The organism is Psychrobacillus sp. Z3-81, from assembly GCF_056620325.1.
The window spans coordinates 175,347-189,460 of sequence record NZ_JBWQPU010000005.1 but is presented as its reverse complement, the minus strand read 5'-3'; the positions used below and the strand labels follow the sequence as shown (position 1 = coordinate 189,460).

Genomic DNA, 14,114 nt, shown 5'->3' with positions numbered 1-14,114 from the left:
GACTGTGGTGGCTGAGGGAATGGCTACTTGGCGCTCCTCGCTTGCTTGTCGGGACAGAATAGGCGGATGCCCTTTTCTTATGTTATAATCAATAATCATGTATCAAAAAGGATGGAATTTATGAAAATAGGTATTGTAGGAAATTACGGAAACGACAACAATGGCGACGAAGCTATTTTATTAAGCATTATAGAGCAATTACTTCAGACTTTCCCCATTAAAAGTGAGGATATCACCGTATTTAGTAATAACCCCGCTCAAACTGCTGAAAGATACAACGTGCAAAGCTATCCGCTTTATTACAAAAACGGAAATGCCCCAAAGACATTTATCAAAACATATCAGACAAACAAACAATACGTAGCTGGGTTTGATTTGCTTGTTATTGGTGGTGGCGGTATCTTGATGGACCTTTATAAAAGAGAGGCTCCACTATACGGTTCTTACGCAATGATGGCGAAAAATGCTGGGACTAGCTATGTTGTATATGGCTGTGGAGCTGGTCCACTGAATACCTCACTAGGGAAATGGTTTATCCGATATATGTGTAAGCATGCAGACAGTGTGTCGGTTCGTGACCCGCAGTCGAAGGAGCTTTTACAGGCAATCGGAGTGAAAAAGCCGGTAGCTATTATTGGAGACCCAGCCTTCACGCTTCAAAGAGAAGGCAAGGTGCATGCAGAGACTCCTAAGAAAATTGGAGTAACGGCAGTTCCTTATTACAATACAAGTTATTGGCCAGAGGGTAATGATGAGAAGTATGACGCTTATATTTCTGGGATGGCCAAAAACTTAGACAATCTTTCTGCAGAGCAAGACGTAGAGATAACATTTTTTGCGACAAAATATCCACAAGATGCTGATGTCACAAAGGATATCTTGAAGAAGATGAATTCTAAGGAGAATGTAACGATTGTTGATCGAAATCTTCCTCCACAAGCTATTTTAGAAATGACGATGGAGCAGGATGTTGTGATAGGAACGAGATTACATTCTTTAATTCTAGCAACTGACACACAAACACCGATTATTGCTGTGGCATACCATAAAAAAGTAAATGACTTTATGCAATTAGCGAAGTTAGGGGAGTATTGCTTCTCTATGGATGCCATCGAACAGGATAGCAATCTGTTTGCCCAAGCATTTGGCAAAATGAAAAACGACTGGGCTGATACAGTGGAGAATACGAAAAAGATTTCCGCTCATCTTCATCAGGAAGCAATGGGTGGTACAGTTCAATTTCAAAAGGCTGTGAAAAAATAATGAAAAAGGTTTTTGTCATTAGCAATATGTACCCTACCCAGCAACACTTATCATACGGTATTTTTGTGAAAAATCAGGTAGAGGCACTTCAAAAAGCTGGAGTGCAAACACTAGTAGGGGTTAATACGAATCCAGCAACAGGTGCTAAAAATGTATTAAAAAAATATCTTAAATGGGCACTTCAAGTATTGAAAATAGGTGCTGCTAATAAAAGCTCTATTTCTATTACACATGCTCATTACGTGTTTCCTTCTGGTATGTTCTCTTTATTACTGAAAAAGCTCTGGAAGATTCCTTATGTAGTCACGGCTCATGGCGGAGATATTGAACGTATGGCGAAAAAAAACGAGCGAATTCGTAATTGGACAACGAAAATATTAGAGGAAAGTGCTCATATTATAGCGGTGGGACCAGTTTTGGCTGATCAAATTCATGAGGATTTTGGAATAGATCGCAATAAAATTACCGTCATGAGTATGGGAGTAAATAGAGAGGTTTTCAAGCCGGGAAACAAAGACGAGGCAAGAGCATCTCTTGGCTTGAATACGGATGAGTTTCTATTTTCCTTTGTCGGTAATGTGATTGAGCAAAAGGGAGTAGAGGAGCTATTAAAAGCCTTTGAGATGGTACAAGCTAAAACGGATAAAAATATCAAGCTAGCAGTCATCGGCTCTAGAAGAGATACTGCCTTTATTGAAAGAATTCAGCCTCTTGTGAGTGATAAGGTTTTATTCGTTGATCCAGTAACACAATCTCAGCTTGTTACTTGGTTCCAAGCGAGTGATGTGTTTGTTCTACCTTCCCATATAGAGGGCTTTGGGCTCGTGGCGTTAGAAGCACTTGCTACAGGAACACCTGTCATTGCTTCTAGAGTTGGTGGGCTTGTTTCGTTACTGGAAAATGGAGCGGGACATCTAGTAAATGCGAAAGAGGTAGAATCGCTTGCGAATGAAATGCTGACGGACGTTCACTCTGCTGACTACTATAATAGAGAGAAAGCGGAGGAAGTGCTGCAGCTGCATGATGAGAAAAACATCATTACAAGATTGAAAGCTATCTATGAAACTGCGATAGAACAAGGAGTAAGATCATGAATAAGTTTGTCAAAATTATTGGTGCTGTCGCAGTCATTAATGTAGTTGCAAAGATGTTTGGGTTTTTCCGAGAAATGGTCATCGGGTATCAGTTTGGGACAACTGATACGGCAGATAGCATCATTTCGGCCTATATGATTCCAAACTTTTTATATTTAGTGGTAGGGGGAGCGTTTACTACCGCTTTTATTTCGGTATATAACCGTACAAAAACGAATCAAGGGGCGTTTGTGAAGCAAACCTTTACAACAATCAGCAGTGTTATCTTAGTATTAACTGCATTGATGTTGATATTCATTGACCCATTGCTTCACTTACTGTTTCCAAAGTTTGATGGCGATGAATATATTCTATTAAGAAATCTATCCTTTTGGATGATTCCTTCTACGGTTTTCTTAGTATTATCTTCATGGTATAGCGGGCTTTTAAATGTGAATGCTAAGTTCCATCTATCCAGTGTCGCTATTTTAATTTACAATGCTGCATTTGTGATCATTGCTTTATTTGGTTTTTACTGGATTGGGGCAATGAGCTATGGTGTAGGGGCACTCTTGAGTGCAGTGCTGATGATTTTCTTCTTAATTGTGGGCTATCGAAAGCTGAAAATAAATCCTGTCGGAATTTCTTTTGCACAAGATGAATCGACGAAGAAGTTTTGGATCATGGCACTCCCGATTATGCTTGGAGGAGCAACCATCCAATTTTATACGATCATTCAGCGTATATTCTCTGCGTTTTTAGAAGATGGGTATGTATCAGCGGTTAACTATGCAACCAAGCTTACGCAATTTCCACAGGCCATCTTAATGACGGCTGTGACAACGGTCATTTATCCACTGCTAAGTAAAAAGGTAGCGGAGAAAGATTATACATCGATTAAAGCGCTTTATACGAAGGGATTACGCTATTTAATCATCCTTTTAGTGCCGGTTACTGTTTATGCATACTTCTATGCAGAAAATTTAGTGCAGATTATTTATGAGTACAGCAAATTTACAGCTGAATCAACTGCCATTACTGCACCTGTCTTAAAAACATTTGTGCTGACGATGTTTTTCTTGGCAGCTAACACATATGTGACCAGGTTCTATTATGCAGAAGGAAACTCTTATGTACCGGTAATCTTCAGTTTGATTAACGTATTCCTCATTAATATTGGGTTTACTTACTTTTTCTTAGATTCTCTAGGAGTTCAAGCGATTGCTTGGGGAACGCTTATATCCTCCGCAACCAATTATATGATGCTTACTCTTTACGCAAAATATAAATTTGGATTAACTTTCTTCAATTCGGGTAATAAGGGAATTGGAAAGATAGCTATTGCTATTGTGCTCATAGGTATTGTTACTTATTTATCAAATAGGTATTTTATTTTCGACTATAAATGGTTAACATTTATAGTGGGATTAGTTATATTTACCATTACCTTTGCGGGAGCTTTTCTTTTATTAAAAATTGAAGAAGCTACTACCATTTTCATGAAACTAACTGGGCGACTTAAGCGTCCAATAAATTAAATTGAAAAAAATCTGGGTAATGAGCTATTTCCATGCTATAATACAGAGAGTTTGAACATAATAATAGACATTGTGAGGAGGAGAAGAATTGATGCTTGCCTTTACATTGGTTCTGGCATTTGTTGCATCCATCTTATTTACTCCACTTGTAAAAAGATTAGCGTTCCGCATTGGTGCAGTTGATAAGCCAAATCACCGAAAAGTTCATGCGCGCATTATGCCGAGACTTGGAGGACTAGCTATATTCCTGGCTTTTGTAGTAGCGTTCGCTGTATATCGACCTGACGGTGGACACGATAAGGCGTTACTCCTAGGTGCTTTAATCATAATTATTACAGGTGTTTTGGATGATATGTTTGAAATATCAGCAAAAGCGAAATTACTCGGCCAGCTTTTAGCAGCTGGAAGTGTTGTAATATATGGTGGATTACAAATTGAATTTATTAACTTGCCGTTTGGCGACTTTCAATTACAATTTGGTTACTTTGCAATTCCTTTGACGATCCTTTGGATTGTAGGAATTACCAATGCAATCAACTTAATTGATGGCTTAGACGGTCTTGCTGCAGGAGTATCTGCAATTGCTTTAGTTACATTGTCCGCAATGGCGGTAATTATGGGTAACCCATTCGTTGCAGTGATGGCAGCAATTCTTGCCGCTAGTACGTTAGGTTTCCTAGTATTTAACTTTTACCCAGCAAAAATCTTCATGGGTGACACTGGAGCATTATTCCTCGGATTTATGATCTCCGTATTGGCACTAGAAGGATTTAAAAACATAACAGTGATTGCCTTAATCATCCCTGTTATTATGCTTGGTGTTCCAATTTCTGATACATTCTTTGCAATCGTTAGAAGAATTCGTATGAAGCAGCCACTTGGCTCTCCAGACAAATCTCATTTACACCATTGCTTATTGAATGCAGGCTTTACTCATCGTCAATCCGTATTGATTATTTATGCAATTGCAGCGATGTTCGGCATCGCAGCATTGATCTTCTCCCAAGCTACCGTTTGGGGAGGAATTCTATTATTAGCTATTATTCTCTTAGCTATTGAATTATTCGTAGAAGTTGTTGGCTTGGCCGGCAAAAACTATCGACCTATTCTAAACTTAGTAAAGATTATTGGAAACCGATAATACGAAAGAAAGCCTTCTATTCTTGTACAAAGAATAGAAGGCTTTCTCTATGAATGAAAAATGCTCTAGGAGAATTATATCCTCCTAGAGCATTTTTTAGTTGATGGAATCATCCTCTACTGCAATACCTTCCAAAGTATTATGGGTATCGCTATCTGATACATTGTCTAACCCAGGGATGATCCCAAGATGTGTCTTTAAGATATCCCTTGTTTCTTCTAGGCTTTCTTCTTTGAGCTTCCAATAGTAAACACCTGTGCTCATATCATCATAGCCTTCAAGAGTCAGTGTATCGATTTGAGGGGCCCCCCCCTTGATGTATTCAAAGAAGGATTTCATTTCATCGAATGTCATATCTGTCTTCATGTTGTTTCCTACTGCTTCAATCACTTCTCCATATTTCGTAAAGGAAGTAGCAGAGCTCGCTTTTTTCACGATAGCTGAAAGAATCATTTGCTGACGTTTCCCACGTTCTATGTCATTATCAAGCTTTCGAGTTCTAGCAAGTGCCAATGCCTCACGTCCGTCTAGTTCCTGTAAACCTGGCTCTAGAGCCACCGTATTTTGATCGTTTTCATCTTTTTCTAGAAGCTTATAAGGAACCTCGGCTTCGATTCCTCCAAGTGCATCTACCACTTCGATGAAGGCATTGAAGTTCATTTTTACATAATAGTCAACAGGTACTTCTAGTAAATCCTCTACTGTTTCAATGGTCGCCTTGGTGCCACCAAAAGAATGTGCATGGGTAATTTTATCGTTGTATCCAACCTCATCTATATAGACATAGGAGTCACGAGGAATGCTCACAAGCTTTACAGATTTTGATTGATTGTTTAAGGTAGCAAGAATCAATGCATCTGTACGTGTGCCTTTTTCTCCTTGGTCGCGCTTCTCGCTGTCATCGACCCCTATAAATAGGACAGATACATTGTCATTAATCGGCTCTACCTTCTCGGCACGAAACTCGGAAGTATCCCGACCTTCTACTTTTTCATAAGCCTGGTCAGCCGCGGTTTCTGCTTTTTTGGTCAAATAAGCCGCATAGGTCGACAAAGAAATTAGCAAAGATGCAACAATGATTAAAGAAATCTGTAAAGCTAGCCGCTTTTTCGATCCCTTTTTCTTTACCTTTTTATATGATTTTCTATTCATGTTTTAATCTCCTTAGGGACATTGTTAGGTAAACTGACGTTTTTCAACAAATTAAGTTTCAAAAACATTACAATACCCTTTATTATACATTGGAAAAGAGATTAGGTAAATTTAATTTATTTCTTCTTCTAAATACTCTTTTTCGACAAGTTCTATCATTGCTTGTCCATTTGTCATTTCAGTGACCCAATCTGAAAAGCTGTCCTGTTCTTCTTGCTTCGTATATACGTATAACTCGACTAATTCTGCATAGGCAATGTCTTTGAGTAGATAGGTGGATTGTCTAACTTCATTCTCGACCTTCCCTAGCCAGGTATAGTCAATCGATATTTTCATTAAACAATGTACTTGTCTTTCTACAACTTTCGCTGCATCAATCCCTTCTGTCGTTGCTTTTCCGTAAGCTCGAATGAGTCCCCCGCCTCCAAGCTTAATTCCTCCAAAATATCGAGTCACTACTACAACTGTGTTTTTTAATTCCCGTTTTTTTAGGACTTCAAGCATCGGAACTCCTGCTGTACCAGAAGGTTCCCCGTCATCATTTGCTTTTTGTATGTGATCATGCTCTCCGATCATATAGGCAGAACAATTATGAGTTGCATCTTTATGCTTTTGCTTAATGGTGTTAATAAAATTTTGTGCTTCCTCTTCTGTTTCCGCCCGCTCTACATAAGCGATAAAACGGGACTTTTGAATAATGATTTCCTTCTCTCCATAGCCTTTCACAGTTCGGTAATTGTTTTTCATGATAAATATCCCTCCAGATTTGTTTGAAATATAGTTGTAAAGTAATTTTAATTTATTTTTAGTAAATTAGTGCTATAATAGATTTGTCAGAAAGAATGAATGAAGTCTCATTTGCAACCAAAAAAGGGGAAAACATATGACGAATAAGCACTTTGCAGTCCAATCGTTAGATGTTATTTTCGATCGAATGGTCGAAGTAATGGATCATTCGAAAAAGGATATTTTCATTATAAGCGAACAAAGCCGCCAAAGCTTTGAGGAAATGAAGGTGGAGTTAGAAATAATTCGGGGAAACATCGAATTAGTGATTGTGGAAGGGGACACATTAGAGGCAAAATCTAGGCTTGCTCGTAATAGACTAGCAGAGGTGTCAAAGAATTTCGATTCTTATGACGAGCCCCAGGTCCGACTTGCATATGAAACAGCTAATGAACTTCAAATTAATCTACTAATTAAACGAAATGAAGAAAAACAACTTAGGCACAGAAGAGATGAACTCGAAAGAAGACTACAAGGCTTACTTGAAATGATTGAACGAGCGGATCAGCTTGTCACACAAGTAAATATCGTCATGAATTATTTAACTTCCGATTTAAAGGAAGTAGGAGTGGCGCTTGAGAATGCAAAAATCAAGCAAGACTTTACATTAAAGATAATTGAAGCTCAAGAGGAAGAAAGAAAGAGACTTTCACGTGAGATACATGATGGACCTGCACAAATGCTTGCTAATGTGTTACTTAGAACAGATTTAATAAACCTTACATATCAGCAGCGTGGCGGTGAACAAGCAATGGAGGAAATTACGGAGCTGAAAATGATGGTCCGTAATGCCTTATCCGAGGTTCGACGAATCATTTATGATCTTCGCCCTATGGCTCTAGACGATTTAGGCTTGATTCCGACTCTTCGAAAGTATATCTCTACAATGGAAGAATATAATCCGAACCACAAAATATATTTCCAAACCTTCGGAGAGGAACAGCGACTTCAGCCGAATTTTGAAGTAGCAATTTTTCGTTTAATCCAAGAATGTCTAACCAATGGTGTCAAGCATGGTGCATTCACGGAGGCATGGGTGAAGCTCGAATGGGCCAAACACAAAATGAATATTATTGTGAAAGACAATGGTATTGGCTTCGATCCAAAGGTCGTAAAGGAAAAGTCCTTTGGATTGATTGGTATGCAAGAGAGAGTGGATTTACTTGAAGGGACAATGAAAATTGTTTCATCGCCAGGCAATGGCACGACAATTTTGTTTAGCATCCCGCTAAATGAGGAATAGTAACTACAGCCGTTTTTAATAGGAGGAAATGACCAATGACAAAAATAATCATTATAGATGACCACCAACTTTTCCGTGAAGGAGTTAAGAGAATCCTAGACTTTGAAGATACTTTTGAAGTAGTAGCGGAAGGTAGCGACGGTGATGACGTGCTACGCCTTTACGAACAACATTTCCCAGACGTAATACTAATGGACATCAACATGCCAACTAAAAATGGGGTAGATGCTACACAAGAGCTAATGGAAAAATACCCAGAAGCAAAAGTAATCATGCTCTCCATCCACGACGATGAGTCTTATGTCTCTCACGCACTAAAAACAGGTGCACTAGGATACATGCTGAAAGAAATGGACGCAGTAGCAATCGTCTCTGCTATCAAAGTAGTAGCAAAAGGCGGATCTTACTTACATCCAAAAGTAACTCGTAATCTAGTACAAGAATTCCGTCGCTTAAGCGAACGTGAAAATAAAGGCAATTTCCATCAAACCGAAATTCGCCGCCCATTCCACTTATTAACGAAGCGCGAATGCGAAGTCCTACAATTACTAACAGACGGACAAAGCAACCGCACCATCGGAGAAACTCTATTTATCTCTGAAAAAACAGTCAAAAACCACGTATCCAGCATCCTACAAAAGATGAACGTGAACGACCGCACTCAAGCAGTCGTAACAGGCATCAAAAATGGCTGGGTCGAAGTGCGATAATAGATAATTGGACCCCCTCACTGTGTGAGGGGGTTTTTGGTTGGTTTAGGCAGTAGGTTATCTAGCAGGAGTGGGAGGTTATAGCAGGAAAGATAAGAACACTTTGATCTATTGCTCGGTATGGAGGGGCTACTGCTCGGAAATGAGCCGCTAGTACGCGATACTAGTAGTCTATTGCTCGAAAACCAAGCGCTATCGCGCGGAAGATAAAGACACTTCGGGTTACCGGTAAAGCGGGTTTACTGCTCGGAAATGAGCTGCTACTGCGCGATACTAGTAGGTCTATTGCTCGAAAACCAAGCACTTTCGCGCGGAAGACAAAGACACTTCGGGTTACCGCTCGGTAAAGAGGGTCTACTGCTCGAAAATGAGCCGCTACTGCGCGAAACTGGTAGTCTATTGCTCGAAAACAAAGCGCTTTCGCGCGGAAGATCAAAATCCTAAGGGCTACCGCTCGATAAAGCTGGTCTACTGCTCGAAAGTGAGCCACTACTGCGCGAAACTAGCAGTCTATTGCTCGAAAACCAAGCGCTTTCGCGCGAAGGTCAAAAACACCTTGGTATGTCTAAGGAATCCTCTCTAGCGGGTGCTATCTTTTGTGTAGTAAGTGTGCGGACCAACCTTATACATTTTTAGATTCATGTTTTGTAATAAACGATTGGCTACGTGCCGAGATTCTATTCTAGCAAACTGTCGAAATTCTTTATTCGTTACTTGGGGTTTAATTAGATGAAAATAATCCTCCACCGTCTTCTCATGCGCATTTCTACTAGTAACCCCACACGATTGGCAGCTCCACGTTTTCCCGATTCGCTTCATTCCTAGAACTCCGCATCCAGGACATTCTACTCCAGGTTTCAGCTCGCTCGGAAGTATTCGGTAGTATTCACAAAGAGGGGGTTGCTTATAGGGAGCTTGATTCTTAAGGAGAAGCTTTTCTATTTTATCAAGTTGTTTGGTAGATAGTTGATTGGCTGGGGAATTCTCATAAATGGAATGGATCTTTTCAACGATCGCTTCGAGCTTGAAAATTGGATAAAAAGAGGGTTTTTCGCGGATACGGCTATTTTTAGAGGTGATGACTACTGCGCCGGTTATTTTTAAAGAGGGGAAATCCTTTCTCATCAACTCTTTCATAAAACGGAGATGCTTCATTAATTGGAAATAGGGGTTTGGGTAATTGATTTCTTCCTCATCCACAATTCTATAGAACTCTTCGATTTTTTCCTTAAAATACAAGTCGCCGCTCACATTCTTCGATTCAAGCACAATACAGCAGCGGTCCGTCAGAACCAGGCAATCTATCTGGATGACCCAATTTTCCATTTGGAGCTCTATGTTTGGGATTACACGAAAGCCATTCTCTAGGCGAAGCTCATTTAATTTCTTTAGAAGTCGTTCCTCGCCTCGAATTCCGGACTCTCTTTTTCTGAAGTCTTCTTCAATCCAGCTATACCTTTCGTGCTCGGTAGGTAATCTCTTCAATAAACTCATCTTCCATCTCCTTGCTTTTTTATAGGTTGTCACGTGCTCTCTATTAGCGTTCATCTTTAATGGTTGTCAAACTTTCTCCATCTCCTTGCTTTTTAGTGGGTGTCAAATCTCTCCTTTTATCTTACTCCAATCATCAGAATATTTCATTATCAGCATCAGCGGAACATACTTATTGAGTTTTCGTCCTAACTATGACAAAATACGAACAGCAGGAGGGATTTAGACAATGAAAAAAATTCTTATAATTGCAGCGATGTCCTTATTACTAGCTGCTTGTAGTGATAAAGAAGAAACACAAAATGCAGGGTCGGTAAATGACAATGCACCAACGAATGCTCAAACGGTAACGGACCATGGGGCGAAGGATAAATCGGATATAGGCTTTGAGATGGCTGGCGGGAATATTGAAGAAGCTACCAACATCCCGGAAAATGAAAAAGAAGCAATCCTTCAATCTTTCAATCAATATATCGAAGCTTTCAATAAAGAGGACCTCGCTAGCTACTTAGAGGTAATCTCCAAAAATCCAGAAGGCTTTGATTATGCAAATGAAAAAGAAGTAGTCGCACAGACCTTCGAAGAATATGACACGGTGCGAGCTGCTAGCGATATAACAATCATCAAGTATGATGAAAATGAAGCACAAGTTTATTCCAACCTAGATATCTCTCTAAGTCAGCCGGAATCTGGCACCAACCTAGATCGCAAGGGTCGTCAGGTAACTGTTTTCGTAAAAGAAGAGGATAAATGGGTGGTAACAAGTGTATATTATATAGGAGAAACAGCTGAATAATAAGCGTCACCCCAGCATATATGATAAATATCATGTTTGGGGTCTTTTTATACTTTCTTTTCCATTCAAAATTAAGTAAACTGTTAGGTAGGAGTGTGATTTTTTACATGAAAACGGTAGTAGTAACTGATAGTACGGCTTATATACCTTTAGACCTACGAGAAAGATTGAATATACGTATGGTGTCGCTTAGTGTGGTCATTGGAAACGAGACACACCGCGAAGAGGTAGATATTAATGCAAGTGAGTTTTATGAAAAGATTCGAAACGAACATGCCTTACCTAAAACCTCACAGCCTGCATTAGGAGATTTTGTGAGTATGTATGAAGATCTTTCGAAAGAATACGACGCGGTCATCTCCATCCACCTATCGAGTGGAATCAGTGGAACGCTAGCTGGAGCAGCACAAGCAGGAGAAATGGTAGACAATGTAGACGTCTATACGTTTGATACTGAAGTATCTTGTATGGTTCAAGGATTCTATGTCATCCGTGCAGCGGAAATGGCGCAAGCAGGAGAATCTGCTGAAAGCATCCTAGAAGAGCTAAACAATATGAAAAAGAAAACGCGTGCCTATTTCATGGTAGACAATCTGGATCACCTTCACCGTGGAGGAAGATTGACAGGAATTGAACGTGTCATCGGATCCATGCTACAGGTCAAGCCGATTCTTCACTTTGAAAATAAAGTCATCGTGCCATTTGAAAAGGTTCGTACTCGCAAAAAAGCGATGAAGCGGATAGCGGACATGCTACAAGAGGACGCAAACAACTCCAAAAAAGTACAAGCGACCATCATCCATGCAAACAATGAGGACAATGCACTTGCATGGAGAGACGAGCTAGCTGCGACTATGCCGAACGTAGAGTTTATCATCAGCTACTTTGGCCCAGTTATCGGAACACATCTCGGCGAAGGCTCGATGGGACTAGGTTGGACGATTGTTGACTAGCCCAAAACGTTAGGATGATGTCCATGAACGAATACCTGCAACAATTCCTTACCGGCCGAATCTGGCTTCGTGATCATACACCATTTCCTCGCGAAGTCATCGATGCCCACATTGCCAGCGGCCACATAACCCTCAAACCTGGCATCGGTACCTTCTCAATATCTTTTTTTCTGTGGAAATTAAAGAAGCAAGTTTGTAACCGATGTCTAACTACTAATCCCAATCACTTTTATTCCTTTCCCTGTTCTCGCTGTAATCAAACCTGTACCTATTGTCGCAATTGCATAAGGATGGGGCGGGTGAGCAGCTGCACCGAATTACTCCTTTGGAGCAAGGAGCATGCTCGCGGCGCGAACGCCCATGTGTTCAACTGGGAAGGGAGCCTTACCCCCCTTCAACAAAAGGCTAGCGATGAATTGCTAACCAGCGTGAAGCGGGACGAATCTCATCTATTGCACGCTGTATGTGGGGCAGGAAAGACGGAGCTTTTATTTCCGTCTATTTTCGCTGCTCTACAGGCTGGCAAGCGAGTATGCGTCGCTGCACCGAGAACAGATGTGATTCTTGAATTATTCCCACGCTTTGAACAAGTTTTCCCTAAAACGACAATACACGCACTGTATGGGGGAGCTCCGGAGCAGGACGGCTTTGCAGAGCTCGTCCTTGCTACCACTCATCAGCTATATCGATTTGAAGCTGCCTTTGACGTCATTTTCGTGGACGAGGCAGATGCCTTTCCTTACTATGCCGATCAAACCCTTCAGTCAGCGGTTCAAAAAGCTGCAAAGCCTTCTACCGCTATCCACTATGTAACAGCCACTCCTACCAAAACACTTCAAACGACCAATCATTCCTTTTTATCCAAACGATTTCATGGCTTTCCGTTGCCCGTCCCCAAATTTGTTGGATTATGGGGCTATGCGAGACAGTTAAAGAAAGGAAAGATACCGTATCCATTACAGCAATGGATAAACGAAAAACAGAAGAAGCAGATCCCATTTCTACTCTTCCTTCCTACTATTGAAATGCTCGAAAATTTCCCGGGCAATCTTCCACGCGTCCATGCGGAGCATCCCGATCGAAAAGAGCTTGTGCTGAAGCTTCGGGCAAAAGAGCTGCCAGGGCTGCTTACGACGACCATTCTAGAAAGGGGAATCACTATCGAAAACTTACACGTAGCGGTAGTAGGTGCAGAGCAAGACATTTTCACTGCCAGTGCCTTGATTCAAATTAGTGGACGAGTCGGACGATCTCACCGTTTTCCAAAAGGAGAGATTGTGTTTTTTCATCATGGCATCACGCTTGCGATGGACGAGGCCAAGCACTCTATAGAAGGGTGGAATAAGGAATGATTTGTTTGTTATGCCAAGGAAGGTTTGATCCGAAGCCGACCTGGCGAAGATTGTTCTTTTTAGAGCAGGAAGCAAGAGCTTGCAATCGTTGTATAGAGAAATTTGAACGGTTTGAAGGGCATATCGATTTTCAGGATTTTAAGGGAACTAGGTACGAGGGTTCCTTGGATTCGGCGTCTGCTCTTTACACGTATAACGAGCCGATGAAGGAGTATCTACACCAATATAAGTTTTTACAAGATGCTGCTCTGCATACTGTTTTCACAGGTGAATTGAAGGACAGGCTCGGCAAAATTCAGAGTGTGCTAGTCCCCATACCAATGCATCCAGATAAGCAGAGAATCCGAACGTTTTCCCATATAGAGTTGCTGCTAGATGGGATAGCCTATCAGTCTTTATTAGGTAAGCTAGAAGCAGGGGAGCAGGGACGAAAATCGAGAAGTGAGCGGTTGCATGCAGAGCCTTTGTTTCAAGCGACTGGGAAAGTAGAAAGCAAAGACTATCTGCTCTTTGATGATATTTATACTACTGGGGCAACCTTACATCATGCTGCAAAAGCACTAAAGGAAGCTGGAGCGAGAAAGGTCTATGCGCTTACTTTAATCAAAGGATAATC

General features: G+C 40.8%; 13 protein-coding genes. 10 read left to right on the top strand and 3 right to left on the bottom strand.

The features are described from left to right. Positions 1-120: 120 nt before the first annotated feature. The 4 genes from AC1ECF_RS07950 (at position 121) to AC1ECF_RS07935 (ending at position 5,015) form a co-directional block, all read left to right on the top strand. The gene (locus tag AC1ECF_RS07950) at positions 121-1,263 is read left to right on the top strand and encodes a polysaccharide pyruvyl transferase family protein (protein ID WP_480388866.1); all 1,143 of its coding nucleotides are present in this window, start codon (positions 121-123) and stop codon (positions 1,261-1,263) included. Further along, complete coding sequence (locus tag AC1ECF_RS07945; protein ID WP_480388865.1) at positions 1,263-2,357, top strand: glycosyltransferase; 1,095 nt, start codon at positions 1,263-1,265, stop codon at positions 2,355-2,357. The genes AC1ECF_RS07950 and AC1ECF_RS07945 overlap by 1 nt, the downstream gene beginning before the upstream one ends. Beyond that, positions 2,354-3,874 carry a murein biosynthesis integral membrane protein MurJ gene (gene murJ / locus AC1ECF_RS07940; protein ID WP_480388864.1) on the top strand — a complete coding sequence of 507 codons (1,521 nt, stop codon included), beginning with the start codon at positions 2,354-2,356 and terminating at the stop codon, positions 3,872-3,874. The genes AC1ECF_RS07945 and murJ overlap by 4 nt, the downstream gene beginning before the upstream one ends. Before the next feature lie 91 nt (positions 3,875-3,965). Next, positions 3,966-5,015, top strand: coding sequence for a glycosyltransferase family 4 protein (locus AC1ECF_RS07935; RefSeq protein WP_480388881.1), 1,050 nt, complete (start codon positions 3,966-3,968; stop codon positions 5,013-5,015). A gap of 96 nt (positions 5,016-5,111) precedes the next feature. On the opposite strand, the gene AC1ECF_RS07930 is transcribed toward AC1ECF_RS07935, so the two are convergent. Both AC1ECF_RS07930 and AC1ECF_RS07925 read right to left on the bottom strand, forming a co-directional pair. Then, positions 5,112-6,167 carry an LCP family protein gene (locus AC1ECF_RS07930; RefSeq protein ID WP_480388863.1) on the bottom strand — a complete coding sequence of 352 codons (1,056 nt, stop codon included), beginning with the start codon at positions 6,165-6,167 and terminating at the stop codon, positions 5,112-5,114. A 111-nt stretch (positions 6,168-6,278) separates the two neighbouring features. Then, positions 6,279-6,914, bottom strand: coding sequence for a YigZ family protein (locus tag AC1ECF_RS07925; RefSeq protein WP_480388862.1), 636 nt, complete (start codon positions 6,912-6,914; stop codon positions 6,279-6,281). Between the two features lie 136 nt (positions 6,915-7,050). Between AC1ECF_RS07925 and AC1ECF_RS07920 the strand changes: the two genes are divergently transcribed. Then, positions 7,051-8,196: a sensor histidine kinase gene (locus AC1ECF_RS07920; RefSeq protein WP_480388861.1), complete on the top strand. Its 1,146-nt coding sequence runs from the start codon at positions 7,051-7,053 to the stop codon at positions 8,194-8,196. A gap of 35 nt (positions 8,197-8,231) precedes the next feature. After that, positions 8,232-8,906 carry a response regulator gene (locus AC1ECF_RS07915; protein ID WP_480388860.1) on the top strand — a complete coding sequence of 225 codons (675 nt, stop codon included), beginning with the start codon at positions 8,232-8,234 and terminating at the stop codon, positions 8,904-8,906. Between the two features lie 579 nt (positions 8,907-9,485). On the opposite strand, the gene AC1ECF_RS07910 is transcribed toward AC1ECF_RS07915, so the two are convergent. Continuing rightward, the gene (locus tag AC1ECF_RS07910) at positions 9,486-10,400 is read right to left on the bottom strand and encodes a nuclease-related domain-containing protein (RefSeq protein WP_480388859.1); all 915 of its coding nucleotides are present in this window, start codon (positions 10,398-10,400) and stop codon (positions 9,486-9,488) included. Between the two features lie 226 nt (positions 10,401-10,626). Between AC1ECF_RS07910 and AC1ECF_RS07905 the strand changes: the two genes are divergently transcribed. From AC1ECF_RS07905 to AC1ECF_RS07890, 4 genes are all read left to right on the top strand, one after another. Further along, entirely contained in the window at positions 10,627-11,193 is a 567-nt protein-coding gene (locus AC1ECF_RS07905) for a nuclear transport factor 2 family protein (RefSeq protein ID WP_480388858.1), read from the top strand. Positions 11,194-11,300: 107 nt separating this feature from the next. Beyond that, on the top strand, positions 11,301-12,146 hold the full coding sequence (locus AC1ECF_RS07900) for a DegV family protein (RefSeq protein WP_480388857.1): 846 nt from the start codon (positions 11,301-11,303) through the stop codon (positions 12,144-12,146). Between the two features lie 299 nt (positions 12,147-12,445). After that, positions 12,446-13,498, top strand: coding sequence for an ATP-dependent helicase ComFA (locus AC1ECF_RS07895; RefSeq protein ID WP_480388856.1), 1,053 nt, complete (start codon positions 12,446-12,448; stop codon positions 13,496-13,498). After that, positions 13,495-14,112: a ComF family protein gene (locus tag AC1ECF_RS07890; RefSeq protein ID WP_480388855.1), complete on the top strand. Its 618-nt coding sequence runs from the start codon at positions 13,495-13,497 to the stop codon at positions 14,110-14,112. Before AC1ECF_RS07895 ends, AC1ECF_RS07890 begins: the two co-directional genes overlap by 4 nt. The last annotated feature ends 2 nt before the right edge of the window (positions 14,113-14,114 follow it).

What these genes read in the sequence shown, in the direction of transcription:
- AC1ECF_RS07950 (WP_480388866.1), top strand. Translation starts at nt 121, where the DNA reads ATGAAAATAGGTATTGTAGGAAATTACGGAAACGACAACAATGGCGAC.
- AC1ECF_RS07945 (WP_480388865.1), top strand. Translation starts at nt 1,263, where the DNA reads ATGAAAAAGGTTTTTGTCATTAGCAATATGTACCCTACCCAGCAACAC.
- murJ (WP_480388864.1), top strand. Translation starts at nt 2,354, where the DNA reads ATGAATAAGTTTGTCAAAATTATTGGTGCTGTCGCAGTCATTAATGTA.
- AC1ECF_RS07935 (WP_480388881.1), top strand. Translation starts at nt 3,966, where the DNA reads ATGCTTGCCTTTACATTGGTTCTGGCATTTGTTGCATCCATCTTATTT.
- AC1ECF_RS07930 (WP_480388863.1), bottom strand. Translation starts at nt 6,167, where the DNA reads ATGAATAGAAAATCATATAAAAAGGTAAAGAAAAAGGGATCGAAAAAG.
- AC1ECF_RS07925 (WP_480388862.1), bottom strand. Translation starts at nt 6,914, where the DNA reads ATGAAAAACAATTACCGAACTGTGAAAGGCTATGGAGAGAAGGAAATC.
- AC1ECF_RS07920 (WP_480388861.1), top strand. Translation starts at nt 7,051, where the DNA reads ATGACGAATAAGCACTTTGCAGTCCAATCGTTAGATGTTATTTTCGAT.
- AC1ECF_RS07915 (WP_480388860.1), top strand. Translation starts at nt 8,232, where the DNA reads ATGACAAAAATAATCATTATAGATGACCACCAACTTTTCCGTGAAGGA.
- AC1ECF_RS07910 (WP_480388859.1), bottom strand. Translation starts at nt 10,400, where the DNA reads ATGAGTTTATTGAAGAGATTACCTACCGAGCACGAAAGGTATAGCTGG.
- AC1ECF_RS07905 (WP_480388858.1), top strand. Translation starts at nt 10,627, where the DNA reads ATGAAAAAAATTCTTATAATTGCAGCGATGTCCTTATTACTAGCTGCT.
- AC1ECF_RS07900 (WP_480388857.1), top strand. Translation starts at nt 11,301, where the DNA reads ATGAAAACGGTAGTAGTAACTGATAGTACGGCTTATATACCTTTAGAC.
- AC1ECF_RS07890 (WP_480388855.1), top strand. Translation starts at nt 13,495, where the DNA reads ATGATTTGTTTGTTATGCCAAGGAAGGTTTGATCCGAAGCCGACCTGG.